This window comes from Streptomyces sp. NRRL B-24572, from assembly GCF_002156145.1.
Classification (GTDB): domain Bacteria; phylum Actinomycetota; class Actinomycetes; order Streptomycetales; family Streptomycetaceae; genus Streptomyces; species Streptomyces vietnamensis.
Genome location: NZ_MWIG01000182.1, coordinates 1 through 26,979 on the forward strand (window position 1 = coordinate 1; position 26,979 = coordinate 26,979).

Genomic DNA, 26,979 nt, shown 5'->3' on the forward strand with positions numbered 1-26,979 from the left:
GGACGGGAGTACCGCCGGTCGCCGGCTCGACCGGCTTCGCCGGCTCGGCCTTGTCGTCCGTGTCGGAGAGCCAGCCCGAGAGGGCATCAAAGACGCCCGTATCACCGTCATCCGCAGCCGGAGCCGCATAAGCGACTTGCGGTATCGCAGTTCCGGCCATGGCCGAAACCACGAGGCAGGCTATCGCCCGCCCGTATTTCAGTCTCACGCGAATCCCTTCTCAAGCACCTTTCCATTTCGGGAGGAAAGGTGTGTCAGGCACGCCGGCGTGGACATTCCGTCGCCGGTCGCGATGGATCTGACCTTGATCACAACGCCGCAAGGCATGCCTAATCGGGCCACTTCGTACGGGAAAGCGGCCTCTTTATTGCGGTGCGCCGATCGCGGCGGAGGGATTCTGCATCACGGGGGAGATGCGTAGTCAACCGATTACCCATTTCAGGCAATCCGGAATTCGACCCCCGGTATATGGCGCGATATTCCCGAATTCGCGAGCATCGCCGCCCGGGCCGAGTGGCGCTTCGGCGCCGGACGCGGCGAGGACCACCTCGTCGTGATCGCCCTGGGGGCCGGTCGCGGCCACCGTCCCGAGGCTCGCATCGTCCGCGCCCGGCTCGGCCCCGAGGCCGGCACCGCGCGCTCCGTGCTCACCCCGGGCCGGATCACCGTCGGCAAGTGGACGCCGACCCCGCCGGCCGGACCTTCGCCGCCGACACGACCTGGGCCGGCACCGCCGCCACCCGCGAGGAACCGCGCCCGCGCACCGACATCACCGTCGACCTCACCGGGCCCGCCTTCCCCCGCGTGTACGCGGTTTCCATCACCAGCCCCTGAGCCGACCCGGGTGTTCACTCCGTGGACAGGTGGTTGCGGTGCTTCCGGTTGGTGCTAGGGTCCCGTCCATGCAGCGCACCACCACCCTCGCCATGATGCGAATGATGCCCCGAACTTCGGAGGCGCTTCGCTAGCGAAGCCGTGCGCGCACAGGATTGCGACGGACCCTCCGGAAACGGAGGGTCCGTTTTTTGTTTCCCCCAACTTCTTTCCTCCCCAGTTCGACAGAAGGCGAAGAACCCGTTATGACCCGTCTACCGGTCGTCTCCCTCACCGACTGTGCCGATGCCAACGCGCTGGCCCGGCAGTCCACCCGTATCGCCACCCTTTTCGGCGCCACGCCGACCGTTCTGCCGCTGACGGGACCGGACCCGGAGGGCGCCGCCGCCCTCACCCTGCTCGACCTGCTGCGCTCCACGGACCTGATCGGCGGGCCGACGCAGCCGGTGGTGGTCCTGGTCAACATCGCCCCGAGGGACGGGCACTGGCCCAACGGCGTGCCGTTCTGCTGGTTCCGGCACGGGGAGCACCTGGTCATCAGCACGCTGAACCACCGGGTCCTCGCCCCGCTGGCGGCCTACCTGGGCATCACCGAGGTGCATGTCACCGACGTCCGAGAGGTGCTGGAGGCCGCTGCCGCCGGATGGGCCGAGCTGGCGCCCGCCGAGGTCGAGGAGATGGTGCGGACCCAGTTCCGCAGCCTGTGGTACGTGCCCCTGCTCGCCCGCTGGCTGGCGGACGGCCGCGAGGTTCCCGCGCGGCCGCAGGCGGTCCGGCCGCCCGTCGCACGCGAGGTGCGGGTCGCGGTCGTCGACAACTTCGGCAACTGCAAGCTGGACCTGCCTGCCGTCGAACTGCCCGGCTACGACGGCGAGAAGGGCCTGCTCGTGCACAACCGGCACGAGGGCCGCGACGTCGAGGTGCGATGTTACGACCGGCTCCCCGACGTCCCTTACGGCGAGCCCGGAATCACGGTCGGAAGCTCCGGTGTCGGCTTCGCCGAACTGGTGATCCGCGGCGGTTCCGCGGCCGACGCGTTCGGCCTGCACCAGGGCGACCAGGTATTCGATCTCACCAGCTGATATCTCTATCTCACCTCTCTTTTCCCGGACCTCTCCCGAAGGACCCCCCGATGTCCCGTACCCGGATAGCCGTCGCGGCCTCCGCCGCCGCCACCGCCGTCGTCCTGGCGGCGGCCGGCTGCGCGCCCCAGCCCCAGAGCACCACCCCCGGCGCGGCCGGTTCCGCCAAGGCCGCCGACTGCACGACCGGCAGCCCGAGCCTCCACAAGCCCGGCCAGCTGACCGTCGCGACGGATTCCCCCGCCTACGAGCCGTGGTTCGACAGCAACACCCCGTCCAACGGCAAGGGCTTCGAGAGCGCGGTGGCCTACGCGGTGGCCGGCAAGCTGGGCTTCGCGAAGGACCAGGTGAAGTGGGTCGTCGAGCCCTTCGCGCACTCCTACGCCCCCGGCGCGAAGTCCTACGACTTCGACATCAACCAGATCTCCATCACCCCGCAGCGGGCCAAGGCCGTCGATTTCTCCGGCAGCTACTACACGGCCAGCCAGGCCGTCCTGACGCTGAAGGACTCGAAGTTCGCGAAGGCCGCGTCCCTGAGCGCCTTCAAGGACGCCAAGATCGGTGTTCAGGTCGCCACGACCAGCTACCAGGCCGTGCTCGACCAGCTCAAGCCCTCGCAGAAGCCGAGCGTCTTCAACACCACCAAGGACGAGGTCACCGCGCTGACGAACGGGCAGATCGACGCGATCGTCACCGATCTGCCCACCGTGTTCTACCTGGCCGGCGCGGAGCTCGACAACGGGAAGATCGTGGGCCAGTTCGGCTACGCGGGCGGCACCCCCGAGGAGTTCGGCCTGCTGCTGCCGAAGAACAGCGGCTACACCTCCTGCGTGGACAAGGCCCTGGGCGCCCTCAAGGCCGACGGGACCATCGCCAAGCTGACCAAGCAGTGGCTGTCCGCGTCGGCGAACGTCCCCGAGCTGAAGCAGTAACGGGACCGATCGTGGAACTCACGAAAACCGCAGTGTCGCCGGCCCCGGACGACGACACCTACCGGCCCAGCGAGCACGAGCTGGAGCGGCGGCGCTTCCGCCGCTCCCGCCGGCGCCGCCACACCTGGATCTCCGCCCTGTGCACCGTCCTGGCCCTGGTGGCACTCGGCGCGGGGGCGGTCGCCTCGCCGGGCTGGGAGCGGGTCCACAGCCTGTTCCTGGACGGTGCCGAGCTGCGGGCCGCGTTCCCCGAACTCCTCAAGGGCTTCTGGCTCAACATCCAGATGTTCCTCGTCGCCGAGGTGCTGATCCTCGTGCTGGGACTGCTGATCGCCCTGGTGCGGGTGACCCGCGCACCGGGCCTGCAGCCGCTGCGGCTCGCCGCGACCGTCTACGTGGACGTCTTCCGCGGGGTGCCGACCCTGCTGCTCGTCTTCCTCGTCGGCTTCGGCCTGCCGGCCCTGCAGCTGCAGGGCACCCCCTCCCAGCCCTGGGTGCTCGGCGTGATCGCCCTGGTCCTCTCCTACGCCGCCTACGTCGGCGAGGTGTTCCGGGCGGGACTGAACTCGGTGCACCCCGCGCAGCGCAACGCCGCCCGGGCCCTCGGGCTCAACCAGCGCCAGACCCTGCGGCACGTGGTGCTGCCGCAGGCGGTGCGCAACGTCGTCCCGCCCCTGCTCAACGACTTCATCGCGCTGCAGAAGGACACCGCGCTGGTCGCCGTCCTCGGCCCGCTGGAAGCGCTGCGCGCCGCGCAGATCAAGGCCGACTACGACTTCAACTACACCCCCTACCTGGGAGCGGCTCTCTTGTTCATCGCGGTGACCATTCCGCTGACCCGCTTCGCCGACCGGCTCCAGCGGCGGGCCGCAGAGCGCACCTGGGCGGGGGCTGGCCGATGAGCCGGCCACTGCTGCGCATCCGCGGCCTTCGCAAGCAGTACGGCTCGCGCCCGGTGCTGCGCTCGATCGACCTGGACGTCGCCGAGCACCAGGTCGTCTGCCTCATCGGCGGCTCCGGCTCGGGCAAGTCCACCCTGCTGCGGTGCGTGGACCTGCTGGAGGTCGTCGACGACGGCACCGTGCACCTGGGCGACAGCGAACTGACCGACCCGCGCCTGGACCCCGATGTGGCCCGCAGGCGGATCGGCATCGTCTTCCAGGCCTACAACCTGTTCCCGCACCTGAGCGTGCTGGACAACATCACCCTCGCGCCCCGCCAGGTCCACGGCGTGCCCCGCAAGCAGGCCGAGGCACGGGCCCTGGAGCTGCTGGACCGGCTCGGCCTGGCGGACAAGGCGCGCGAGCACCCCGACCGGCTGTCCGGCGGCCAGCAGCAGCGTGCCGCGATCGCCCGCGCCCTGGCCACCGAACCGGAGCTGCTGCTCTTCGACGAGATCACCTCGGCCCTCGACCCCGAGCTGGTCGGCGAGGTCCTGGAGGTGGTCGCGGACCTCAAGCAGCGCGGCCTGACCATCCTGATGGCCACCCACGAGATGGACTTCGCCCGGCACGTCGCCGACCGGGTCTGTTTCCTGGAGGACGGCGTGATCGTGGAGCAGGGCACCGCGGAGCAGGTGCTGACGGCTCCGCGGGAGGCGGCCACCCGGCGCTTCCTCGCCCGCGCCCTCGACCGCTCCTAGGGCCTGTCCGGCGGACCCGGCCATGATCCGCCGGACAGGCCCTGGGGCCGGTTCCTCCGGGTCGCCACGAGGGGCGGAACCCTCCAGGTTCGACCCGGCGCCGTGCGGGACGGCGGGAGATGAGAGGGTCTTGCGGGTGAGCGAGACACCGACGAACACCCTGCAATACCGTGTCGACGGGCGCGAGGACGCCCCGGTCCTGGTCCTGGGACCGTCCCTCGGTACGACCTTCCACATGTGGGACCGGCAGATACCGGAGCTCACCCGTGACTGGAGGGTCGTCCGCTTCGACCTCCCGGGGCACGGGGGCGCGCCCGCGGAGCCCTTCACCTCCGTGGCCGAGCTCGGCGACCGGCTCCTCGCCACGCTCGACGCGCTCGGCGTCCAGCGCTTCGGCTACGCCGGCTGCTCTCTCGGCGGCGCCGTCGGTCTCGACCTCGTCCTCCGCGCGCCGCACCGGGTCGCCTCCCTCGCCCTGGTCGCCACCTCGCCCCGGTTCGGCACCGCCGACGAGTTCCGCCAGCGGGGCGTCATCGTCCGCACCAACGGCCTGGAGCCGATGGCCCGCACCGCCCCCGAGCAGTGGTTCACCCCGCTCTTCGCCGGCGCGCAGCCCGCCATCGTCGACTGGGCCGTCCAGATGGTCCGTACGACCGACCCCGCCTGCTACATCGCCGCCTGCGAGGCCCTCGCCGTCTTCGACGTCCGCGAGGCCCTCGGCAGCATCGGCATCCCCGCCCTCGTCCTCGTCGGCTCCGAGGACCGGGTCACCGGTCCCGCCGAGGCCCGCACCCTGGTCGCCGGCATCGCCGACGCCCGGCTCGCCGTCGTCCCCGGCGCCTCGCACCTCGCCCCCGTCGAGCAGCCCGCCGCCGTCACCGACCTGCTCACCGAGCACTTCTCCGGCATCGCCCCGGAGGCGAGCGGCACGCTGGCCGTGCCGCCGCCGCCCGCGCCGCCCGTCCCTGCCGCCGAGCCCGCCCCGGTCGCCCCGGAGGCCGAGCCCGCCGAGACCGGCCGGCCCGACCCGTACGAGAAGGGGCTCGGGCTGCGCCGCGAGGTCCTCGGCGACGCCCATGTCGACCAGGCCCTCGCCGACGATCCCGACGGAGCCTTCCAGGGGCTCGTCACCCGCTACGCCTGGGGCGAGGTCTGGAGCCGCGAGGGCCTCGACCGGCGCACCCGCAGCGTCGTCACCCTCACCGCCCTCATCTCCGGCGGCCACCGGGAGGCCCTCGCCGACCACACCCGCGCCGCCCTCCGCAACGGCCTGTCGCCCGAGGAGCTCCGCGAGATCGTCCTCCACGCGGGCGTGTACTGCGGCTTCCCGGCCGCCGAGACGGCGCTGCGGGTGATCACCCGCGTCGTCACGGAGGAGACGACGCCCCCGGCGTAGCCTGGGGCCGTGAAGCTGACGAAGAAGTCCCATGCCTGCGTGCGGCTCGAGAAGGACGGCCGCACGCTCGTCCTCGACCCCGGCATGTTCACCGAGGAGGACGCCGTCCTCGGAGCCGACGCGCTGCTCGTCACCCACGAGCACGCCGACCACTTCGACGAGACCAGGCTGCGGGCCGCCCTGGAGGCCAACCCGGCCGCCGAGATCTGGACGCTGCGCAGCGTCGCCGACCGGCTCTCGGCGGCCTTCCCGGGGCGGGTGCACACCGTCGGGCACGGCGACGCGTTCACGGCGGCCGGCTTCGACGTCCAGGTCCACGGCGAGCTGCACGCGGTGATCCATCCGGACATCCCGCGCATCACCAACGTGGGCTACCTCGTCGACGGCGCCGTCTTCCACCCCGGCGACGCGCTCACCGTGCCCGACCACCCCGTCGACACGCTGCTGCTGCCCGTCATGGCCCCCTGGAACAAGATCTCCGAGGTCATCGACTACGTGCGCGAGATCAAGCCGCGCCGGGCGTACGACATCCACGACGCCCTGCTCACCGACCTCGCCCGGCCCATCTACGACCGCCAGATCGGCGAGCTCGGCGGCACCGACCACCGGCGGCTGTCCTCCGGCACCTCCGCCGAGGTGTGATCGCGCCGACTGTCACACCCCGCCAGTAGGCTTGCGCACATGCGCATCGCCACCTGGAACGTCAATTCGATCACCGCCCGGCTGCCCCGGCTCCTGGCCTGGCTGGAGAGCAGCGGCACCGACGTGCTGTGCATCCAGGAGACCAAGTGCGCCGCCGAGCAGTTCCCCGTCGAGGAGCTGCGCGCCCTGGGCTACGAGTCGGCGGTCAACGCCACCGGGCGGTGGAACGGCGTGGCGCTGATCTCCCGCGTCGGCCTCGCCGACGTGGTCACCGGTCTGCCCGGCGGCCCGGAGTACGACGGGGCGGAGGAGCCCCGGGCGGTCTCCGCGACCTGCGGCCCGGTCCGCGTCTGGTCGGTGTACGTGCCGAACGGCCGCGAGGTGGCCCACGAGCACTACGCGTACAAGCTGCGCTGGCTCGAGGCGCTCAAGGCGGCCGTCGCCCAGGACGCGGCGGGGGAGCGCCCCTTCGCGGTCCTCGGCGACTACAACATCGCCCCGACCGACGCGGACGTCTGGGACATCGCCGTCTTCGAGGGCGCCACGCACGTGACGGAGCCGGAGCGGGCCGCGCTCGCCGGGCTCCGCGAGGCCGGCCTCGCGGACGTGGTCCCGCGCCCCCTCAAGTACGACCACCCGTTCACGTACTGGGACTACCGCGCGCTCGGCTTCCCGAAGAACAAGGGCATGCGCATCGACCTCGTCTACGGCAACAAGCCCTTCGTCGAGGCGGTCTCCGACAGCTATGTGGACCGAGAGGAGCGCAAGGGCAAGGGCGCCTCGGACCACGCGCCCGTCGTCGTCGACCTCGACGTCTGACGCCGGGTCACGAAGATCACCGCGCGCCGGGTGGTCGACCGCCAGGTGTCGGTGCGACGCTGTTCGGATGAACATTCCCTTTCTGGACAGCTGGCGCAAGCGGCATGAGTCCGAGCCCGCGGACTCCCCCCTGGCCGCGGCCTTCGACCGCGACCCGGAGGGGGTGGCCGAGCTCCTCTCCGAGTGCGAGCTGCTGCGTTCCCGTGTCGAGGAGGCCGGGGTGGCCCTGGACGACACCCCGCGCTCCCTCCAGGAGCTCGACCAGCTGTCGCCCCGTTGGCGAAACGATCCGGAAGAGCTGCCCTGGTTCGGCAACGACGCCGGGCTCTACCTCGGCACCGTGATCGTCCGGAACGTGCCGGGCGCCCGGTGGCAGGTGTGGCCCGGCGGCGGACCCGTGGTGCGGCTCGCCTCAGGCCGGGAGATCCAGGTCGTCGAGGCCGGTCTCGACTGGGCGATGACGGGCGCGCCGCAGCTCTCCCAGGTGTACGCGGAGGCCTCCGAGCACTGAGACCGCACCCGCCCCACAGCGCACCCGCGCCACCCTCTCGCAGTAAATACGGCTTATTCCCGTTTCATGCGTGTCGGGCGTGAAGTCCTTTTTCTCCTGGATAGTTTGCGCTGACCGCGACACCGCTGAGAAATGGGGCAGGGCAGCGCATGGCCGTCGTCGATCCGCTGATCGAACTGCGTGGCGTCAACAAGCACTACGGCACGCTGCACGTCCTCCAGTCCATCGACCTCACCGTCGGACGCGGGGAGGTGGTCGTGGTCATCGGCCCCTCCGGGTCCGGCAAGTCCACCCTCTGCCGCGCGATGAACCGGCTGGAGAGCGTCGAGTCGGGTGAGATCGTCATCGACGGCCGGCCCCTGCCCGAGGAGGGCAAGGCGCTCGCCCGGCTGCGCGCCGACGTCGGCATGGTCTTCCAGTCCTTCAACCTCTTCGCGCACAAGACCGTCCTCGCGAACGTCTCCCTCGCACAGATCAAGGTCCGCAAGCGCAAGAAGGAGGAGGCCGACCGGCGTTCGCGCGAACTCCTCGAACGGGTCGGCGTCGCCTCCCAGGCCGACAAGTACCCGGCCCAGCTCTCCGGCGGCCAGCAGCAGCGCGTGGCCATCGCCCGCGCCCTCGCCATGGACCCCAAGGCCCTCCTCTTCGACGAGCCGACCTCCGCGCTCGACCCCGAGATGATCAACGAGGTCCTGGAGGTCATGCGCCAACTCGCCCGCGAGGGAATGACGATGGTGGTCGTCACCCACGAGATGGGATTCGCCCGCTCCGCCGCCAACCGCGTCGTCTTCATGGCCGACGGGAGGATCGTCGAGGACCGGGCGCCGGAGGACTTCTTCACCGCCCCGCGCAGCGAACGCGCCAAGGACTTCCTCTCCAAGATCCTCAAGCACTGACCGGGTGGGAACCATGCAGCGCACGCACCGGACCCTGGCCGTGCCCGCCCTGCTGCTCGCCGTCACGACGGCGCTCGGCGGCTGCGGCAAGGAGGGCAGCCCGCCCGTCAAGGGCCCGCAGCCCGACCAACTCCCCGTCTACCAGGTCCAGTCGGGCTTCGCCCTGCCCGACTCGGCCACCTGGAACCGGGCGAAGAAGCGCGGCCGGCTCGTCGTCGGCGCCAAGGAGGACCAGCCCTACATGGGCGAGAAGGACCCGGCCACCGGCCGCTACTCGGGCTTCGACATCGAGATCGCCAAGATGATGGCCGCATCCCTCGGTTTCGACCCGGCGCGCGTCGACTTCCGCACGATCGCCTCGGCCAACCGCGAGACGGCCCTCCAGAACGGCCAGATCGACTACTACGTCGGCACGTACACCATCAACGACAACCGCAAGAAGCTCGTCGGCTTCGCCGGACCCTACTACCGGGCAGGCCAGTCCCTCCTCGTCCGCACCGACGAGAACGACATCCACGGACCGCAGGACCTGGACGGCAAACGGGTCTGCTCGGCCGCCGGCTCCACCCCGTACCAGCGCATCGAGAAGGACTACCCGAAGGCCGAACTCGTCGCCTACGACACCTACTCCGCCTGCGTGGACAACCTGCTGACCTACCAGGTCGACGCGGTCACCACCGACGACACGATCCTCATGGGCTACGCCGCCAAGGTCCCCGACGAACTCAAGGTCGTCGGCAAGCCGTTCTCCGAGGAGCCGTACGGCATCGGCGTCCCGCACGGCGACACCGCGCTGCGTTTCGCCCTCGACGACGCCGTCGCCGTCCACGAGAAGAACGGCGACTGGAAGAAGGCGTACGACGCCACCCTCGGCCTCTCCGGGGTCCCCGCCCCGAAGCCTCCCGCCATCGACCGCTACCCGGCCAACTGAGGACTCCCACCGCTGACATGGACGTACTGACAGACAACATCTCCCTCTACTGGGAGGGGTTCCTCGGCACCGTCGAACTCACCGTCTACTCCTCGGCCCTCGCCCTCGTCCTGGGCTTCGTCATGGCCTCCTTCCGGGTCGCGCCCGTCGGCTCCTTCCGCGTCTTCGGCACGGTCTGGGTCACCGTCCTGCGCAACACCCCGCTCACCCTGCTCTTCTTCGCCGTCATGCTGGGCCTGCCCCGCTTCGGACTCGTCCTGCCCTTCAAGCTGTTCGCGATCCTCGCCCTCGGCTGCTACACCTCCGCCTTCGTCTGCGAGGCGCTGCGCTCCGGCATCAACACCGTCCCGCGCGGCCAGGGCGAGGCCGCCCGCAGCCTGGGCATGACCTTCTCCCAGACCCTCTCCGCGATCGTCCTGCCACAGGCCTTCCGCACGGTCATCCCGCCCATCGGCTCCACCCTGATCGCCCTCGCCAAGAACTCGGCGATCGCGGGGGCGTTCAGCGTCACCGAACTCCTCGGCACCTACAAGACGTTGAGCGAACTCGGCTACAACATCGTCTGGACCTTCGTCTGGATCGCCGTCGGCTACCTGATCATCACCCTCACCATCAGCGCCGTCTTCCACTCCCTGGAGAAGCACTGGGGAGTCGCCCGATGACCGAGTCCACCGCCCTCTACGACATCCCGGGGCCGGCCGCCCGACGGCGCCACCTCCTCTACGGACTCGCGTCCACCGTGGTGATCCTCGCGCTGGCCGGCTGGATCCTCTACCTCCTCTTCGACACCGGCCAGTTCACCGCCACCAAGTGGACGCCCTTCGAGTACGAGGGCATCCAGGAGCTGCTGCTCAAGGGACTCGGCAACACCCTCAAGGCCTTCGCCTACGCCTCGGTGCTCTCGCTCGCCCTCGGCGCGGTCCTCGCCACCGGGCGCCTCTCCGAGCACCGGGTGCTGCGCTGGATCTCGACCCTGCTCGTCGAGTTCTTCCGCGCCATGCCCGTCCTCGTGATGATCTTCTTCATCTTCGTGGCGCTCAAGGTGCAGCCGCTGCCCGCCCTCGTCGCCGGACTGACCCTCTACAACGGCTCGGTGCTCGCCGAGGTGTTCCGCACCGGCATCCACGCCGTCGCACGCGGCCAGGGTGAGGCCGCGTACGCGCTCGGCATGCGCAAGACCCAGGTGATGACGTACGTCCTGGTGCCGCAGGCCGTCCGCGCGATGCTGCCCGCCATCATCAGCCAGCTCGTGGTCGCCCTCAAGGACACCTCGCTCGGCTTCCTCGTCACCTACGAGGAGTTCCTGCACGCGGGCAAGCTGATCGCGTCCAACCTCGACTACGACCTGCCGTTCATCCCCGTCGTGCTCGTCATCTCACCGATCTACATCGGGATGTGCATGCTGCTCTCGTGGTTCGCCACCTGGGTGGCACGCAGAGAGCGCCGCAGTCCGAAGACGAAAGCCGTGGAGGTCGCCCCTGCCGAACCGCAGACGCTGCTGCCGGGACAGCAGTAGGAGGCGTCACGCCTCCCCGGCCACACCCGCCCGGCAGCAGCCGGTGATCACTCCGCCCGCAGCGGGACCGACACGTACGAGGGGTCGGCCGTGGGGGAGGAGAAGGTCAGCTGCGCGCCGGTCGGGTTGTGCTCGATGTAGAGCGGGTCGACGGTGTCGACGACCAGCGCGAGCCGGTGCCCGGCCGGGACGTCGTACGCCGTCGAGAAGAGCTCCAGATCGACGCCGAACGGCCGTCCCGGAGTCCGGTCGTGGAAGGTGTACGGGGCGTTGCTCACGAGCTTCCCGAGACCGAGCGGGCCCACGTCGTAGAGGTACGCGACGAGGGTGCCGCTCTCGTCGGTGGAGCTGACCGTGGTGTGCACCTTGACCGTGCCGCGCACCCGCTGCGGGGTGTCGTACCGCTCCGACTGCCAGACGCCGGCGAAGGCGCGGGGGAGGAGGGGGACCGAGGCGACGGGCGGGGCCTGGAAGAACTGGTCCAGGAGGTTGGAGAGCATCACGACCCCGCCGTTCGCACCGGAGTCGACGTTGGCCCAGATCCGCTGCGTACCGCCGAGGTCGAACTTCCGCCGGTTCGCGTTCACCGACTTCCAGTCGGGGTAGCCCTCGTAGCCCGCGTCGGAGCGCGGCTTGAGCTGGACGGGCTGCTCGCGGTCGATGCCGTTGTCGACGCCCTTGAGGTAGTGGTCGAACCAGCGGTGGGCGCTGGTCCAGGTGTCGTTGGGCAGACCGAGGAGGCCGGTGGCCTCGGCGGTGGCGTGGTCGCCCGGACGGAACTCCAGGCGCTTGGGACCGGTGAGCTTCTCGTAGAAGCTCGCGTACTGGTTGGGCGGGAAGATGGTGTCGCCCCAGGCGTTGCCGAGCATGATCGCGGCGCCGTTGGCGTTGATCCGGTCGAGGTGGGTGGCGGCGGAGCGCTTGCGGCCCCAGGCGATCATGTCCTCCTCCTTGGCCAGGTTGGAGGAGAGGAAGTCGCCCAGGATCTCCTTGAGTTCGGGACCGGGGCGTCCGGTGAGGTAGCCGGCGCCGCCGAGCAGGGCGGCGGCCTGGAGGTGCTGGGTGCGGCCGCTGTAGATGGACTCGATGAGGTCGGCCCAGCCGCTGAGCGCCGCGACGGCCTTGATCCGCGGGTCGCTCGCGGCGGCGAGCAGGCTGATCCCGGCGCCGTACGAGACGCCCGCCATGCCCACGTGGTCGGGGTCGGCCGGGGTGTTCGCCAGGGCCCAGTCGATGACCTTGGAGGCGTCGGCGATGTCCTTCGGGCCCGCGGTCTCGATCTCCCCGCCGGACTGCCAGAAGCCGCGCGAGTTGTAACTCACCACGACGTAACCGGAGTCGGCGAGCTTCTGGGCCTGGGCGAGGTACTCGACCTGGGGCACGGCCCAGCTGGTGGGCAGCACGATGACGGGGTAGCGGGCGGCGGAGTCGCCTCCGGCGGGCGTGACGACGTTCGCCTTGAGGACGGTGCCGCCGTCCCCGGCGATGTCGACGAAGCGGATGGAGGTGTCGGCGGCCTGGGCTGTCGGGGCGAGCCCGAGGGCCGTCCCGGCCACGAGGGCGGCCGAGACGGCGAGGGCCAGGGATGTGCGCACGGGGCACTCCTCACTGGGGGCACTGTTGGGGGGCAGTGAAGTGAAAGTGACCCGACGGTAACCGGGGTGCTTTACCCGTGGTAACTGGTCGGTAAGTTACGTGCGGGTAACGATTGGCGCGTCGCCCTGGAGCGCGGTGGCCTCCGCGAAGTCGGCGTGCGCCTCCCCGTACCGCTTGACGGCGAGGAGGAACATGGACCGGTCGGTGAGGGCGCGGGCGAGGGCGCCCGGGTCGGTGGTCAGGCGGCGGGCAAGGGTGACGCCCTCGTCGAAGGACGGGCGGAGCGACTCCTCGGCGTTGCCTCCGTCGCTCTCCCAGCGGAGGGCCCGGCGGACGGTCAGGCGGCGCTGGGTGACGACGAGCCCAGGGAGATCGTCCGACTCGCGCAGCGCGGCGGCCTGCCGTTCGAGGGCGGGGATGGAGGCGAGGTAGTCGTCCCGGGTGTCAGGTGACCAGCCGTGGAACAGGTGGACCCCGAACGGGGGCAGCGGGGCGTCCGGGGTGGCGGCCGGTTCGGACGGCCGGTCCGAGAGGATGAGGAGAGTGGTCCACCAGGCCCGGATGTCGCTCCAGCTCACCGGCTCCCCGCCCTCCGCGAGACGGGCGAGCAGGGCCAGCGCCTCGCGCCGCGCGGCGGTCTCCTCGGCCCGGCGTCCGGCGGTCAGGAGCATCCCGGCATACCGCTCCAGCTTCCACACCAGGGAGGCGAGCGGGCCGCGGTCCTCCGCCACCCTGTGCCGGTGGTCGTCCACGACGCGCGCGAACACCTCCAGGGCCTCCTCCTGCCTTCCGGCCGCGTCGAGTTCGGCCGCCCACTCGACCAGGGTCCAGGGGGACACGTCGTCCCCCTCCCCGGGCACGATGTGCCGGCCGTACAGCTCGGCCGCCTCCTCGTGTCGCCCCTCCTCGGCCAGCATGATCGCGAGAGCCCCGTATCGGCCCTCCACCAGCTCCTTGCGCGCCGCGCGCCCCTCGGTCCGTCGGCCGACGGCGAACAGCGCGTGCTGGTAGCGGCGCAGGGCGCGGTCCAGCCGTTCCTTCCGCTCCGGCACGTCCGCGTCGAACCGCCGCGCGGCGGCCGCCGCTTCGCCGTACAGGGCCACGTGCAGCTCGGGATCCCCGAGCTGGCCGGCCCGCTCGACCAGCGCGTCGACCAGCTTCGGCAGATACGCCCGCGGGCTCACCTCCGCGAGCACCCGGTACGCGCCCAGCCGCTCCCGGAGGCTCGGCTCCTCCGACCCGAGCAGCAGAACCCGCGCCCGCAGCACCGCGTCCTGGCTGAACTTCTCTGCGTTCCCCATGTGCCCCCTGTTCTCCGTGTGATGCGACGACGGAGATTCTGGGAGTCGGGGGACACCCCGGACAAGGCTCCCGAACTGTGCGTTCCGTCCTACGAAAAACGGCTCTGACCTGTCATGATGGTGACGTCTTCACCCCTGGATCACCCGGACGGGAGGCGCGCGGTGGGGGACCCTAGCGACGTACCCGACGTCTTCGACCCGCGGATCTACGCCGCAGGCATCCCGCACGACCGCTTCCGCGCCCTGCGCGACCTGGCCCCCGTCGCCCGGCAGGAGGAGCCCGAGATCCTCGGCTGGCCCGCCGGACCGGGGTTCTGGGCCGTCACCCGGCACGCTGACGTCGTCCGGGTGCTCAAGGACTCGGGGACGTACTCCTCGCACCTCGGCGCCACCCAGATCCGCGATCCCGACCCTGCCGACCTGCCGTTCATCCGGCGCATGATGCTCAATCAGGACCCGCCGGAACACGGCAGGTTGAGGCGGCTCGTCAGTCGGGCCTTCACCCCCGGGCGCATCGAGCGCTTCGCCGGCACCGCGCGCGACCGGGCCCGCGAGCTGCTGGCGGCCGCGTTCGCGGGCGGCGGCGAGGTGGACCTCGTCCGGGCCGTCACCGACGACTACGCCCTGCTCAACCTCACCGACCTGCTCGGGGTCCCCGCGAGCGACCGGGGGCTCCTGCACACCTGGACCGAGCGGGTCATCGCCTACCAGGACCCCGACGAGCCGCCCGTCCTCGACGCCGAGGGGCGGCCGGTCAACCCCCGTTCACCCGCCATGCTCGCCGAGATGTTCGACTACGCCCAGGAGCTCGCCGCGTACAAGCGCGCGCACCCCGCCGACGACGTCATGAGCACCCTCGCCGCCTCCGAACTCGCCGAAGCCGAGCTGGAGATGTTCTTCTTCCTGCTGACCGTCGCGGGGAACGACACCGTCCGCAGCGCCGCCCCCGGCGGGATCCTCGCCCTCGCCGAACACCCGTCGGAGCAGCGCAGATTGTGGGACGGGGAGGTCTCCATGGACACGGCCGTCGACGAACTCCTCCGCGTGCACCCGCCCGTGCTCTCCTTCCGGCGCACCGCCGCCCACGACACCGAACTCGCCGGGCGGAAGATCCGGGCGGGCGACAAGGTCGTCGTCTTCCACGCCTCCGCCAACCACGACGAGCGCGTCTTCGCCGACCCGCACCGCCTGGACCTCGGCCGGACCCCGAACCCGCACGTCTCCTTCGGCGACGGCCCGCACGTCTGCCTCGGCGCACACTTCGCCCGGCTCCAGCTCCGCGTGTTCTACGAGGAGGTGCGCGCGGCCTGCGGCGGCCTCGAACTCGCCGGGCCGCCCCGGCGCCTCGTCTCCAACTTCATCAACGGGATCAAGTCGCTGCCGGTGCGGCCGCCGGAGCCGTCCGCGCCGCGCTCGTGACGTCGGCCACCAGCTCCACCACATCGGGGCCGTACGCCTGCGAGTTGACCACCCTGAGGAGCAGGACGAAGGAGCCGTTCGGCCCGTACTTGCCCGTCAGCGCCTTGTGGTGGCGGGCCAGATGCCGCGCCGCGGCCTGATTGGTGACCGCGGCCTGGCCGCAGAGCAGGAACACCGGCCGACTGCCCTCGCCGCGGGTGAGGCGCGCGAGGACGACGTACTCGTCGACCCCCCACTCCGCGCGGTAGGTCTCGCCCGCCACGGTGATCATCCCGCGGTCCTCGCGCGGCTCCTGTTCGACGTTCATCGTGAGTCCGGGCAGCAGGTTCGGCAGATGGGCTGCCATGCGCCGGTTGGAGTAGGGTCCGCCGATGCAGAACTCGGCTATCTCCCCGAGGCCCTGACGTGCAGTGTCGTGCTGTACGACACGGGGCCGCGCCCCACAGTCCTTGATCAGCGCCGACAGTTCGAGCAGCGCCGACACGTCGGTGGCGTGCACCCCCCGCTCGCTGCCGGACAGACGGTTCACCACGAGCAGGCACTCCGAACCGGAGGGCAGCCCGAAGAAGGCCTGCTTGCGGCGCAGGCGCCGCTGCCAGACATAGGTGCGGGTCAGCCACCCGAGGGAGCCGCTGACGCCGGTGGCCAGGACCCCGAGCACCACGTTGCGCAGGTCTTCATTCATAGGCGCGCATGCTAGCGGCGATCCGCCCTTCAGTTCGAGGCGTTCTTACGGGAGGCGGCGCGGGAAGTTACGCTGCGCGGACGGTCGTTGACTGGAGGTAGGAATGCGTCGCTCCGCCGCTGGCAAGGTCTCCCTTCTCGCCGTCGCGGCGACGGTGCTCTCGATGGGTGCCGCCGCGCCACCGAGCACCGCCCCGCCGTCGGTGAAGGAACCCGTCGCCGTCGGGTACGGCGGCGCCGTCGCCAGTGTCGACGCCGACGCCTCGGCCGCCGGCATCGAGGTGCTCCGCAAGGGCGGCAACGCGGTCGACGCCGCCGTCGCCGTCGCGGCCGCCCTCGGCGTCACCGAGCCGTACTCCGCGGGCATCGGGGGCGGCGGCTACTTCGTGTACTACGACGCGAAGAGCCGTACCGTACGGACCATCGACGGACGCGAGACCGCCCCCCGCACCGCCGACGCCGGCCTCTTCACGGAGAACGGCAAGCCCATCCCCTTCGAGGAGGGCCAGACCAGCGGCCTCGGCGTCGGCACCCCCGGCACCCCCGCCACCTGGAAGACCGCCCTGGACGCCTGGGGCAGCAAGCGGCTCGGCGCCCTGCTCGAACCCGCCGAGCGGCTCGCCCGCGAAGGCTTCACCGTCGACCCCACCTTCCGCTCCCAGACCGCCGCCAACGAAGCCCGGTTCCGCGACTTCCCGGCCACCTCCGAACTGTTCCTGCCCGGTGGCCGGTTGCCCGTGGTCGGCAGCGTCTTCAAGAACCCCGACCTGGCCCGTACGTACGAGACGCTCGGCCGCGAAGGCGTCGGCGCCCTCTACAAGGGGCCGCTCGCCCGGGACATCGTGAACACCGTCCGCACGCCCCCGCTCCGTGAGGGCGCCACCCGGACCGTACGCCCCGGCGACCTGACGGAGGCCGACCTCGCCGCGTACCGCACCGAGTCCCGCAGGCCCACGAAGGTCTCGTACCGGGGGCTCGACGTCTACAGCATGGCCCCGTCCTCCTCCGGCGGTACGAGCGTCGGCGAGGCCCTCAACATCCTGGAGGGCACCGACCTCTCGGCGGCCTCCCAGGCCCAGTACCTGCACCGTTACATCGAGGCCAGTCGCATCGCCTTCGCCGACCGGGGCCGCTGGGTCGGCGACCCGGCCTTCGAGTCCGTGCCGACGAGCGGCCTGCTCTCCCAGCGGTTCGCCGACTCCCGGGCCTGCCTGATCCGCGACGACGCCGTCCTCACCAGCCCGCTCGCCCCCGGCGACCCGAGCAGCCCGGTGCCGTGTGTGAGCGGTGGGACCGCCGCCCCGACCACGTACGAGGGCGAGAACACCACCCATCTGACGGTGGCCGACAAGTGGGGCAACATCGTCGCCTACACCCTCACCATCGAGTCCACCGGCGGCAGCGGCATCACCGTGCCCGGCCGTGGCTTCCTGCTCAACAACGAGCTGACCGACTTCTCCTTCGCCCCGGCGAACCCGGCCGTCCACGACCCGAACCTGCCCGGCCCCGGCAAGCGGCCGCGCTCCTCGATCTCCCCGACGATCGTCCTCGACCCGCACGGCCGGCCGGTCCTGGCGCTCGGTTCGCCGGGCGGCGCGACCATCATCACCACGGTCCTCCAGACCCTCACCGGAGTCCTCGACCGGGGCCTGCCGCTCGTCGACGCGATCGCCGCGCCGCGCGCCAGCCAGCGCAACCAGGCCACGACCGAACTCGAACCCGCCCTGTGGAACAGCCCGTTGAGGACGGAACTCGAGGCCATCGGGCACGGCTTCCGGCAGAACCCGGAGATCGGCGCGGCGACCGGCGTGCAACGGCTCCCCGACGGCCGCTGGGTGGCGGCGGCGGAGACCGTGCGCAGGGGCGGCGGCTCGGCGATGGTGGTGAGGCCCGCGTCCTGACCGGTTACAGGGCGGTGAGGATGCGCGGGCCGTCGTCCGTGATGGCCACCGTGTGCTCGGCGTGGGACGCGCGCGAGCCGTCGGACGTACGGATCGTCCAGCCGTCCCGCGCCGTGTAGTGCTCGTCCGTGCCGCCGCCGATGAGCATCGGCTCGATCGCGAGCACCATCCCGTGGCGCAGCTTCATGCCCCGGCCCGGGCGTCCCTCGTTGGGGACGCCCGGGTCCTCGTGCATGGCGCGGCCGATGCCGTGGCCGCCGAAGCCGTCGGGGATGCCGTATCCGGCGGTCCGGCAGACCCGGCCGATCGCGTGGGCGATGTCGCCGATGCGGTTGCCGACGACGGCCGCCGCGATGCCGGCCTCCAGGGCCTCCTCCGCCGCCGCGATCAGCCGGGCGTCCTCCGGGCGGGCCGGGCCGACCGTGAAGCTGACCGCCGAGTCGCCCGCCCAGCCGCCCAGCGTCGCCCCGCAGTCCACGGAGACCAGGTCGCCCGGGGCGAGCCGGGTCCCGTCCGGGATGCCGTGCACGATGGCGTCGTTCACGGAGACGCACACGACCGCGGGGAACGGCACCGGGGCCCACTCCGGGTGGTAGTCGAGGAAGGGCGAGCCGGCCCCCGCCTCCGTGAGCACCTCGCGCGCGACGCGGTCGAGCTCGGTGAGCGCGACGCCGGGCGCCGCCTTCTCTCGTACGGCCGCCAGGGCACGGGCCACCACCCGGCCCGACTCACGCATGGCCGCCAGGGATTCGTTCGTCTTGATCTCCACCATGGCCAATTACTATACCGGTATAAGTATGGGGGGCGGCATTAATATGGGGGCATGGTGCGCACACCCCTGACCCCCGAAGAGCGCGAGCGCGGCGAGCGCCTGGGCCTGCTCCTGCGCGAGGCGCGCGGCGGGCGGTCCATGGTGGAGATCGCCGCGGCCGCCGGCCTCTCCGCCGAGACCCTCCGCAAGATCGAGACCGGCCGGGCCCCGACACCGGCCTTCTTCACCGTCGCGGCCCTGGCCGGGGTCCTCGGCCTCTCCATGGACGAGCTCGTGGTGCACTGCACCCTCGTCGGCGCTCCCTAGGACGACACCGCCAGCTGCACCCGGCTGTGACACGGGCGCTCGATCTCGTCCAGGAGCGCGAGCGCCAGATCGGCGTGGGCGATGCGGCCCGGGCCGTCGAGCACCGTGCCCACCGCCGTCCGGTAGCCGCCCGTCCGCTCCGCCTCCGCGTTCAGATCCATCGGCGGGATCACCATCAGCCAGTCGAGCTCGGGCCCGGCCTCCGCCGTGAGCAGCTCGAACTCGGCCACGTGCCCCTGGGAGAACGTCCGGTACCGCTCGGGGAAGTCGGGCGCGTCCATGATCCGCACCCCGGGGGCGGTCTCCAGGGTCGTGGCGATGCCCAGGGTGAGCAGCCGCCCGACCCCGGCCTCCTTGAGCCCGGCGGCCATCGCCTTCGCCGCGGCCGTGAAGAAGTCGACCGAGGGCACGTCGAGCCGGACCGCCGCGTTCACCGCCGCGTCGTGGCCCGCGGCGAGTGCCGCCACCGAGGCCGCGTCCGTCGCGTCCCCCCGTACGAGGGTGACGCCCGCCCCCTCCAGATCGCGGTACGCGTCCGGGTCGCGGACCACCGCGGTCACCCGGTGGCCCCGGGCCACCGCCTCCGCCACGGCCGCCCGGCCGACCCGCCCGCCGGCCCCGAAAATGACCACACGCTTGCTGTCGTTGTCCATGGCGGGACCGTAGGACGGGCACCCCTGGTTACTTCAACGGTACTGGGCTAGCGTCGACCGCATGACCGAGCAGCCGTCCCCGCAGCCGCTGAGCCCCTCCCTCTTCCACGACCCCGACTGCGGCGGAAGCTCCGCCCAGCCCATCCGCGTCGGCGGCAAGTGGACGGCGATGGTGCTCCGCTGCCTGGAGGACGGGGCGTCCCGCCGCTTCTCCGAACTCCGCGTCCCCCTGCACTGGATCACCCCCAAGGTCCTCACCGAGACCCTCCGTGCCATGGAGCGCGACGGCTTCCTCAGCCGTACCGTCCACGACGAGAACCCGCCCCGCGTCGAGTACGCCCTCACCGACCTCGGCCGCTCCCTCATCACCCCGCTCGACGCGGCCTGCGCCTGGGCGCGCACCCACGCCCCCGAGATCAGCGAGGCCCGCACCGCGTACGAACGGGCCGCGTCCTAAGCTCCCGGGCATGATGCCCGAAGAGCTGCGGCGCGGCCGCTACGTCAGCCTGACCACCTTCCGGAAGAACGGCACGGGGGTCGCGACGCCCGTCTGGTACGCGGTGGAGGGCTCCGCGCTGTACGTGTGGACCCGATCCGACTCCTGGAAGGTCAAGCGCCTGCGGAACGATCCCCGGGTCGAGGTGGCCGTCTGCGACCTGCGCGGCAACATCGCCGAGGGCGCCGAGCGGTACGCCGGTACGGGGCGGCTCGTGGAGGGGGAGGAGCTGCGCCGGATCCGGCGGCTGCTCTCGCGCAAGTACACCTGGCAGTACTGGCTGACCGACGTGCCCGCCATGATCGTCCGGCTCGGCAAGCGTCCGCACACCGGGATCGTCGTGACGTTCTGAAAACGGACCGTAGTCGTCCCGTAACACGACTGCGGTCCAATACCCGCGGACCGGAAGGTTCCAGTCGACGGCGGGGCAGGTGCGGAGCGCATGACGGTGTATCAACTCCCGGTGGAAGTCGCCACGTTCAGGGGCTGGCTGACGGAGCTCGTCGGCCGCGTCAGGCCGGACGACGGCTGGTACGGGGTCTTCGCCGCACGCGATCCGGAGGGACTGCGCGCCTGCCTCGACGGGGCCGACATCCTGCCCTGGGACGTCGTCGAGTCCCTCCTCCAGGATGCCCGGGAGGCCCTCGACGGCCCCTTCGCCGCCCGCGGCCGGATCCTGTACGCGGCGGCCGCGGGCGCCCACGACGGGCGGCCCGGCGGAGCGGAGGCCCTCGCGGAGCGCCGGGACCTCATGGAGGGCGAACGCCGGTACGCCGAGACCCGGAGCCGGGAGCTCGCCGAGCGGCTGCGCACGACCCCGGACCCGGGGGAGGCCGCCCGCCTGGAACACGAGCTCGCCTGGACCCGCGACGACCACGCCAGGGCGACGGCCCGGGCGAGGGAACTGACGGGGAGGCTGGCCCGGCTGGGGCGGGGGACGCCGGAGGCGGTGGCCCCGGGCGGTGGCGTCGGCCCGGTGGCGGCCGCGCCGCCGATCCGCACGGCGAACTCGGCCACCGGTGCCGCCGGCCCGGTCGCCGGTGCCGCCGCTCCGGCCACCGCCGCTGCCCAGGCCGCCGGTGCCGCTGCTCCGGCCACCGGTGCCGCCGGCCCGGCCGGCGGGTCGCTCGCCGGTGCCCCGCGGCCCGCCAAGGCCAAGCGGCGGCCCCGGGGCGCCCGGTACGCCTGGCTGGAAGAGGGCGCCGAGGGGGTCGAAGAGGTCGCGGTGCCCGTCCTCCCGGCCGGGGGAGCGGCTCCCCGTGGGGCCCGGTTCGGGGGCGGCGGTGAAGTGCTCGCCGCACCCGAGGTCCCCGTCCCGGACCACGCCGAAGCCCTCCGCGCCGCGGCCAACGCGGTCTACGCCCTCCGGCGCCTCCGGTCGCAGGGCCGCAGCGGCGAGGCGCACGTGCTGCTCTGCGAGGCGCTCGAAGGACCCCCGGGCCGGTTGCCGGCCCTCGCGGCGGAGCTGCACCGGGCCGGTCTCGGCGCCGACTGGTCCACCCTGCTCTGGGAGGCGGCCTCGCTGCCGCCCGCCCGGCTCGCCGCCGTCGCGGGCGTGCTCGCCGACGCGGGCCGGGCGGCCGACTGCGAGCAACTGCTCCGGCAGGGCGTGGCCCGCCCGGTCGAGGAGCTGGCCGGGGCGTGCGCCGCGCTGCACGCCGAGGACCACCACCGCGAGGCGCACGCCCTGCTCACCGCGTTCGTCCGCGCCCGCACCCCCGAGGACGGCGCCCGGCTCGCGGCCGCGGATCCGCACGGCCTCGTCCCGCAGCTCCTCGCCGCGGCCCGTGCGGTGTCCGCGTCCCGGGAGCGCGACCTGCTCCACGCCCTGCGGGTGGCGGGCCTGGCCGGGGCGTGACCTGGGGCGGGCCCTTATCCGTACTGGTCAGTACGTGTCGGTACGTGTCCGACGTGGACCACTCGGGTATGAAACATGATCGACCCGGCCGCTTCGCGGCGGCGGTCTTGCTCCGGGGTGTGACGGGGCTTACGTTCTCCTCCTACGCATCGCGTCTACGTGCGTAGAGGCTCTCTGACGCCGTGCCGAAGGAGCAGCTCATGACCGACGTCGTACGCGCCGCGCTCGTCCAGGCGACCTGGACCGGCGACACCGAATCCATGATCGCCAAACACGAGGAGCACGCCCGGGAGGCCGCCCGGCAGGGTGCCCGGGTGATCGGCTTCCAGGAGGTGTTCAACGCCCCCTACTTCTGCCAGGTCCAGGAGCCCGAGCACTACCGCTGGGCCGAGCCCGTTCCCGACGGGCCGACCGTCCGCCGGATGCAGGACCTCGCCCGCGAGACCGGCATGGTGATCGTCGTCCCCGTCTTCGAGATCGAGGACGCCGGCTTCTACTACAACACCGCGGCCGTCATCGACGCCGACGGCTCCTACCTCGGCAAGTACCGCAAGCACCACATCCCGCAGGTCAAGGGCTTCTGGGAGAAGTACTACTTCCGCCCGGGGAACGCGGGCTGGCCGGTCTTCGACACCGCCGTCGGCAAGGTCGGCGTCTACATCTGCTACGACCGCCACTTCCCGGAGGGCTGGCGCCAACTCGGGCTCAACGGCGCGCAGTTGGTCTACAACCCGTCGGCCACTCACCGGGGGCTCTCCTCCTACCTCTGGCAGCTGGAACAGCCCGCCGCCGCCGTGGCCAACGAGTACTTCGTCGCCGCCATCAACCGGGTCGGCATCGAGGAGTACGGCGACAACGACTTCTACGGCACCAGCTACTTCGTCGACCCGCGCGGCCAGTTCGTCGGCGAGACCGCCTCCGACAAGGAGGAGGAACTCGTCGTCCGCGACCTGGACTTCGGCCTCATCGAGGAGGTCCGGCAGCAGTGGGCCTTCTACCGCGACCGCCGCCCCGACGCGTACGACGGGCTGGTGCAGCCGTGACCAGCCTGTACGCCCGGCACAAGGCCGTCATCCCCGACTGGGTCGCCCTCTACTACCGCGACCCCCTGGAGATCACCCACGGCGAGGGCCGCCACGTCTGGGACGCCGAGGGCCGCAAGTACCTCGACTTCTTCGGCGGCATCCTCACCACCATGACCGCCCACGCCCTGCCCGAGGTCACCAAGGCCGTCTCCGAGCAGGCCGGGCGGATCATCCACTCCTCGACGCTCTACCTCAACCGCCCCATGGTGGAGCTCGCCGAGCGCGTCGCCGGCCTCTCCGGCATCCCCGACGCCCGGGTCTTCTTCACCACCTCCGGCACCGAGGCCAACGACACGGCCCTCCTCCTCGCCACCGCGTACCGCCGCTCCAACCAGATCCTGGCGATGCGCAACAGCTACCACGGCCGCTCCTTCTCCACCGTCGGCATCACCGGCAACCGCACCTGGTCGACCACCGGCCTCTCCCCGCTCCAGACGCTGTACGTGCACGGCGGCGTCCGCGGCCGCGGCCCGTACGCCGGGCTCACCGACGAGCGCTTCATCGAGGCCTGCGTCGCCGACCTGGAGGACGTGCTCGGCCAGACCCGCGCGGGCGTCGCCGCCCTCATCGCCGAACCGATCCAGGGCGTCGGCGGCTTCACCTCCCCGCCCGACGGCCTCTACGCCGCCTTCCGTCGCGTCCTCGACCGGCACGGCATCCTCTGGATCTCCGACGAGGTGCAGACCGGCTGGGGCCGCACCGGCGACCACTTCTGGGGCTGGCAGGCCCACGGCCAGGCCGGACCGCCCGACATCCTCACCTTCGCCAAGGGCATCGGCAACGGCATGTCCGTCGGCGGGGTCGTCGCCCGCGCCGAGATCATGAACTGCCTCGACGCCAGCTCGATCTCCACCTTCGGCGGTTCGCCGATCACCATGGCCGCCGGGCTCGCCAACCTCTCGTACCTCCTGGAGCACGACCTCCAGGGCAACGCCCGACGCGTCGGCGGCCTCCTCATCGAACGCGTCCGCGCGGCGGCGGCCGGAGTCGCGGCGGTACGGGAGGTCCGCGGCCGCGGCCTCATGATCGGCATCGAGCTCACCGAACCCGGCACCGACCGGGCGAACCCGGAGGCGGCCGGTGCCGTCCTGGAGGCCGCCCGCGAGGGCGGTCTGCTCCTCGGCAAGGGCGGCGCCCACAACACCAGCACCCTGCGCATCGCCCCACCGCTCTCGCTCACCGTCTCCGAGGCCGAGGAGGGCGCAGCGATCCTCGAACAGGCCCTCAGGTCGCTCTAGTTGGCAGGGGAGTAGTCCCGTGAGCACCCGTACCCTCATCCGCGGCGGTCTCGTCGTCACCGCCGCCGACGAAGTCCACGCCGACGTACTGATCGAGGACGGCCGCGTCGTCGCCCTCGCCGCCCACGGCTCGGACGTCGCGGCCGGCTGGACCGCCGCCCGGACCATCGACGCCACCGACCGCTACGTGCTGCCCGGCGGCGTCGACGCACACACCCACATGGAACTGCCCTTCGGCGGCACCTTCGCCTCCGACACCTTCGAGACCGGCACCCGCGCCGCCGCCTGGGGCGGCACCACCACCATCGTCGACTTCGCCGTCCAGAGCGTCGGCCACAGCCTCCGCGAAGGACTCGACGCCTGGTACGCCAAGGCCGACGGCAACTGCGCCGTCGACTACGCCTTCCACATGATCCTCTCCGACGTCAACGAGCAGACGCTCAAGGAGATGGACAAGCTCGTCCAGGAGGGCATCACCTCCTTCAAGCTCTTCATGGCCTACCCCGGCGTCTTCTACAGCGACGACGGGCAGATCCTGCGCGCCATGCAGCGCTCCGCCGACAACGGCGGGCTGATCATGATGCACGCCGAGAACGGCATCGCCATCGACGTCCTCGTCGAGCAGGCCCTCGCCCGCGGCGAGACCGATCCCCGCTACCACGGGGAGGTCCGCAAGGCCCTGCTCGAGGCGGAGGCCACCCACCGCGCGATCCAGCTCGCCCGGGTCGCGGGCGCCCCGCTGTACGTCGTGCACGTGTCGGCGGAGGAGGCCGTGGCGGAGCTGGCGGCGGCCCGCGACAAGGGGCTGCCGGTCTTCGGCGAGACCTGCCCGCAGTACCTGTTCCTGTCCACCGACAACCTCGCCGAGCCGGACTTCGAAGGCGCCAAGTACGTCTGCTCGACCCCGCTCCGCCCCAAGGAGCACCAGGCGGCGCTGTGGCGGGGCCTGCGGACGAACGACCTCCAGGTGGTCTCCACCGACCACTGCCCGTTCTGCTTCGTCGGCCAGAAGGAGCTGGGCCGCGGCGACTTCTCCAAGATCCCCAACGGTCTGCCGGGGGTGGAGAACCGCATGGACCTGCTCCACCAGGCGGTCGTGGACGGGCACATCTCCCGGCGCCGCTGGATCGAGATCGCCTGCGCGACCCCGGCGCGGATGTTCGGGATCTACCCGCAGAAGGGCACCATCGCGCCCGGCGCCGACGCGGACATCGTCATCTACGACCCGCACGCCGTCCAGACCCTGTCGGCCGAGACCCACCACATGAACGTCGACTACTCCGCGTACGAGGGGAAGACGATCACCGGCCAGGTCGAGACGGTCCTCTCGCGCGGCGAACCCGTCATCGACCAGCGGAAGTTCACCGGTCGCGCCGGACACGGCGTCTTCACCCCCCGCTCCACCTGCCAGTACCTGAACTAGGAGAACGACGTTGGACTTCGGACTCGTCCTGCAGACCGACCCGCCCGCCTCGCAGGTCGTCGGCCTGATGCGCCGGGCGGAGCGCAACGGCTTCCGGTACGGCTGGACCTTCGACTCCGCCGTGCTGTGGCAGGAGCCCTTCGTCATCTACAGCCAGATCCTCGCCAACACCACCAAGCTGCACGTGGGCACGATGGTGACCAACCCGGGGACGAGGACGTGGGAGGTGACGGCCTCCACCTTCGCCACCCTCAACGACATGTACGGCAACCGGACCGTCTGCGGCATCGGCCGCGGCGACTCCGCCATGCGCGTCGCCGGCCGCAGGCCCAACACCCTGGCCCGGCTCGGCGAGGCCATCGAGGTCATCCGCGACCTCGCAGAGGGGCGGGAAGCGGAGGTGGACGGCAACCCGATCCGCATCCCGTGGATCAAGAACGGGAAGCTCCCGGTGTGGATGGCGGCCTACGGCCCGAAGGCGCTGGCCCTGGCCGGGCAGAAGGCCGACGGCTTCATCCTCCAGCTCGCCGACCCCTTCCTCACCGAGTGGATGGTCAAGGCCGTCCGCCAGGCCGCGCGGGAGGCCGGCCGCGACCCCGACGCGCTCACGATCTGCGTCGCCGCCCCCGCGTACGTGACGGCCGACGACTCCCCGGCGGCGCTGGCCCACGCCCGTGACCAGTGCCGCTGGTTCGGCGGGATGGTCGGCAACCACGTCGCCGACCTGGTCGCCAAGTACGGCGAGCACTCCTCCATGGTCCCCGACGAGCTCACCGCGTACATCAAGGACCGGCAGGGCTACGACTACTCCCACCACGGCCGCGCCGACAACCCCGACACCGCCTTCGTCCCCGACGAGATCGTCGACCGCTTCTGCCTCATCGGCCCCGCCGAGGCCCACATCGAGAAACTGCGGCACCTCAAGGAGCTGGGCGTCGACCAGTTCGCCGTCTACGACATGCACGACAACCGGGAGGGCACCATCGACGCGTACGGCACCGAGATCATCCCCGTACTCACCGCCTGACCCGTACCCCCCCCGGAGC

29 protein-coding genes are annotated in these 26,979 nt (G+C 71.6%); 23 read left to right on the forward strand and 6 right to left on the reverse strand.

Going from position 1 to position 26,979, the window contains the following annotated elements; genetic code table 11:
* Positions 1-208: hypothetical protein (locus CCN56_RS43860; protein WP_218779405.1), on the reverse strand; the 208-nt coding region annotated here is incomplete at its 3' end.
* Between the two features lie 467 nt (positions 209-675).
* Here CCN56_RS43860 and CCN56_RS43125 point away from each other — a divergent pair.
* The 13 genes from CCN56_RS43125 to CCN56_RS11820 all read left to right on the forward strand — a co-directional run bounded on the left by CCN56_RS43125 (position 676) and on the right by CCN56_RS11820 (position 11,201).
* Positions 676-834, forward strand: coding sequence for a hypothetical protein (locus CCN56_RS43125; protein ID WP_179199809.1), 159 nt, complete (start codon positions 676-678; stop codon positions 832-834).
* Positions 835-1,079: 245 nt separating this feature from the next.
* Positions 1,080-1,916, forward strand: a complete 837-nt coding sequence (locus CCN56_RS11765) for an SAM hydroxide adenosyltransferase (RefSeq protein ID WP_086826247.1) — start codon at positions 1,080-1,082, stop codon at positions 1,914-1,916.
* 50 nt (positions 1,917-1,966) lie between these two features.
* Positions 1,967-2,848: an ABC transporter substrate-binding protein gene (locus CCN56_RS11770; protein WP_086826249.1), complete on the forward strand. Its 882-nt coding sequence runs from the start codon at positions 1,967-1,969 to the stop codon at positions 2,846-2,848.
* A 32-nt stretch (positions 2,849-2,880) separates the two neighbouring features.
* A complete protein-coding gene (locus CCN56_RS11775) occupies positions 2,881-3,750 on the forward strand; it encodes an amino acid ABC transporter permease (RefSeq protein WP_179199810.1) in 870 nt (289 codons plus the stop codon).
* Positions 3,747-4,490 (forward strand): amino acid ABC transporter ATP-binding protein, encoded by a 744-nt coding sequence (locus tag CCN56_RS11780; RefSeq protein WP_086826250.1) that lies wholly within the window; start codon positions 3,747-3,749, stop codon positions 4,488-4,490. The genes CCN56_RS11775 and CCN56_RS11780 overlap by 4 nt, the downstream gene beginning before the upstream one ends.
* 136 nt (positions 4,491-4,626) lie before the next feature.
* On the forward strand, positions 4,627-5,886 hold the full coding sequence (locus CCN56_RS11785) for an alpha/beta fold hydrolase (RefSeq protein WP_086826252.1): 1,260 nt from the start codon (positions 4,627-4,629) through the stop codon (positions 5,884-5,886).
* Positions 5,887-5,895: 9 nt separating this feature from the next.
* Positions 5,896-6,528, forward strand: coding sequence for an MBL fold metallo-hydrolase (locus CCN56_RS11790; RefSeq protein WP_086826254.1), 633 nt, complete (start codon positions 5,896-5,898; stop codon positions 6,526-6,528).
* A 39-nt stretch (positions 6,529-6,567) separates the two neighbouring features.
* Positions 6,568-7,347 carry an exodeoxyribonuclease III gene (locus CCN56_RS11795; RefSeq protein WP_086826256.1) on the forward strand — a complete coding sequence of 260 codons (780 nt, stop codon included), beginning with the start codon at positions 6,568-6,570 and terminating at the stop codon, positions 7,345-7,347.
* A gap of 67 nt (positions 7,348-7,414) precedes the next feature.
* A complete protein-coding gene (locus CCN56_RS11800; RefSeq protein WP_041131987.1) occupies positions 7,415-7,858 on the forward strand; it encodes a DUF6278 family protein in 444 nt (147 codons plus the stop codon).
* A 149-nt stretch (positions 7,859-8,007) separates the two neighbouring features.
* Positions 8,008-8,754, forward strand: coding sequence for an amino acid ABC transporter ATP-binding protein (locus CCN56_RS11805; RefSeq protein WP_086826258.1), 747 nt, complete (start codon positions 8,008-8,010; stop codon positions 8,752-8,754).
* Positions 8,755-8,767: 13 nt separating this feature from the next.
* Positions 8,768-9,685 (forward strand): glutamate ABC transporter substrate-binding protein, encoded by a 918-nt coding sequence (locus CCN56_RS11810; RefSeq protein WP_086826289.1) that lies wholly within the window; start codon positions 8,768-8,770, stop codon positions 9,683-9,685.
* A gap of 17 nt (positions 9,686-9,702) precedes the next feature.
* Positions 9,703-10,347: an amino acid ABC transporter permease gene (locus CCN56_RS11815; RefSeq protein WP_086826259.1), complete on the forward strand. Its 645-nt coding sequence runs from the start codon at positions 9,703-9,705 to the stop codon at positions 10,345-10,347.
* Positions 10,344-11,201 carry an amino acid ABC transporter permease gene (locus tag CCN56_RS11820; protein ID WP_086826261.1) on the forward strand — a complete coding sequence of 286 codons (858 nt, stop codon included), beginning with the start codon at positions 10,344-10,346 and terminating at the stop codon, positions 11,199-11,201. Before CCN56_RS11815 ends, CCN56_RS11820 begins: the two co-directional genes overlap by 4 nt.
* A gap of 47 nt (positions 11,202-11,248) precedes the next feature.
* Here the strand turns inward: CCN56_RS11820 and CCN56_RS11825 are convergent, their stop codons facing one another.
* Together CCN56_RS11825 and CCN56_RS11830 are read right to left on the reverse strand one after the other, a co-directional pair.
* The gene (locus tag CCN56_RS11825; protein ID WP_086826262.1) at positions 11,249-12,796 is read right to left on the reverse strand and encodes a CocE/NonD family hydrolase; all 1,548 of its coding nucleotides are present in this window, start codon (positions 12,794-12,796) and stop codon (positions 11,249-11,251) included.
* Between the two features lie 96 nt (positions 12,797-12,892).
* Entirely contained in the window at positions 12,893-14,098 is a 1,206-nt protein-coding gene (locus CCN56_RS11830) for a hypothetical protein (protein WP_086826264.1), read from the reverse strand.
* Between the two features lie 162 nt (positions 14,099-14,260).
* Here CCN56_RS11830 and CCN56_RS11835 point away from each other — a divergent pair, with 162 nt between their 5' ends.
* Positions 14,261-15,517, forward strand: a complete 1,257-nt coding sequence (locus CCN56_RS11835; RefSeq protein ID WP_256961922.1) for a cytochrome P450 — start codon at positions 14,261-14,263, stop codon at positions 15,515-15,517.
* Here the strand turns inward: CCN56_RS11835 and CCN56_RS11840 are convergent.
* Positions 15,468-16,202, reverse strand: coding sequence for a hypothetical protein (locus CCN56_RS11840; RefSeq protein ID WP_086826266.1), 735 nt, complete (start codon positions 16,200-16,202; stop codon positions 15,468-15,470). The two genes, CCN56_RS11835 and CCN56_RS11840, sit on opposite strands and share 50 nt — an antisense overlap.
* A gap of 103 nt (positions 16,203-16,305) precedes the next feature.
* Here CCN56_RS11840 and ggt point away from each other — a divergent pair, with 103 nt between their 5' ends.
* Positions 16,306-18,102, forward strand: coding sequence for a gamma-glutamyltransferase (gene ggt / locus CCN56_RS11845; RefSeq protein WP_086826269.1), 1,797 nt, complete (start codon positions 16,306-16,308; stop codon positions 18,100-18,102).
* A 4-nt stretch (positions 18,103-18,106) separates the two neighbouring features.
* Here the strand turns inward: ggt and map are convergent, their stop codons facing one another.
* Positions 18,107-18,874: a type I methionyl aminopeptidase gene (gene map / locus CCN56_RS11850; RefSeq protein WP_086826270.1), complete on the reverse strand. Its 768-nt coding sequence runs from the start codon at positions 18,872-18,874 to the stop codon at positions 18,107-18,109.
* A gap of 51 nt (positions 18,875-18,925) precedes the next feature.
* Here map and CCN56_RS11855 point away from each other — a divergent pair, with 51 nt between their 5' ends.
* Positions 18,926-19,180, forward strand: coding sequence for a helix-turn-helix domain-containing protein (locus CCN56_RS11855; protein WP_086826272.1), 255 nt, complete (start codon positions 18,926-18,928; stop codon positions 19,178-19,180).
* Here CCN56_RS11855 and CCN56_RS11860 read toward each other — a convergent pair.
* Entirely contained in the window at positions 19,177-19,833 is a 657-nt protein-coding gene (locus CCN56_RS11860; RefSeq protein WP_086826274.1) for an NAD(P)-dependent oxidoreductase, read from the reverse strand. The genes CCN56_RS11855 and CCN56_RS11860 overlap by 4 nt on opposite strands.
* A 61-nt stretch (positions 19,834-19,894) precedes the next feature.
* On the opposite strand from CCN56_RS11860, the gene CCN56_RS11865 reads away from it, so the two are divergent.
* The 7 genes from CCN56_RS11865 to CCN56_RS11895 all read left to right on the forward strand — a co-directional run bounded on the left by CCN56_RS11865 (position 19,895) and on the right by CCN56_RS11895 (position 26,960).
* Positions 19,895-20,290: a helix-turn-helix domain-containing protein gene (locus CCN56_RS11865; RefSeq protein WP_086826276.1), complete on the forward strand. Its 396-nt coding sequence runs from the start codon at positions 19,895-19,897 to the stop codon at positions 20,288-20,290.
* A 10-nt stretch (positions 20,291-20,300) separates the two neighbouring features.
* Complete coding sequence (locus CCN56_RS11870; RefSeq protein ID WP_086826278.1) at positions 20,301-20,681, forward strand: PPOX class F420-dependent oxidoreductase; 381 nt, start codon at positions 20,301-20,303, stop codon at positions 20,679-20,681.
* Positions 20,682-20,771: 90 nt separating this feature from the next.
* The gene (locus tag CCN56_RS11875; RefSeq protein ID WP_179199811.1) at positions 20,772-22,187 is read left to right on the forward strand and encodes a UL36 very large tegument protein; all 1,416 of its coding nucleotides are present in this window, start codon (positions 20,772-20,774) and stop codon (positions 22,185-22,187) included.
* Positions 22,188-22,387: 200 nt separating this feature from the next.
* Positions 22,388-23,230 carry a nitrilase-related carbon-nitrogen hydrolase gene (locus tag CCN56_RS11880; RefSeq protein ID WP_086826279.1) on the forward strand — a complete coding sequence of 281 codons (843 nt, stop codon included), beginning with the start codon at positions 22,388-22,390 and terminating at the stop codon, positions 23,228-23,230.
* A complete protein-coding gene (locus CCN56_RS11885) occupies positions 23,227-24,510 on the forward strand; it encodes an aspartate aminotransferase family protein (protein WP_086826281.1) in 1,284 nt (427 codons plus the stop codon). The genes CCN56_RS11880 and CCN56_RS11885 overlap by 4 nt, the downstream gene beginning before the upstream one ends.
* A gap of 19 nt (positions 24,511-24,529) precedes the next feature.
* Positions 24,530-25,933 carry a dihydropyrimidinase gene (hydA, locus tag CCN56_RS11890; protein ID WP_086826283.1) on the forward strand — a complete coding sequence of 468 codons (1,404 nt, stop codon included), beginning with the start codon at positions 24,530-24,532 and terminating at the stop codon, positions 25,931-25,933.
* A gap of 10 nt (positions 25,934-25,943) precedes the next feature.
* Entirely contained in the window at positions 25,944-26,960 is a 1,017-nt protein-coding gene (locus tag CCN56_RS11895; protein WP_086826285.1) for a TIGR03842 family LLM class F420-dependent oxidoreductase, read from the forward strand.
* The last annotated feature ends 19 nt before the right edge of the window (positions 26,961-26,979 follow it).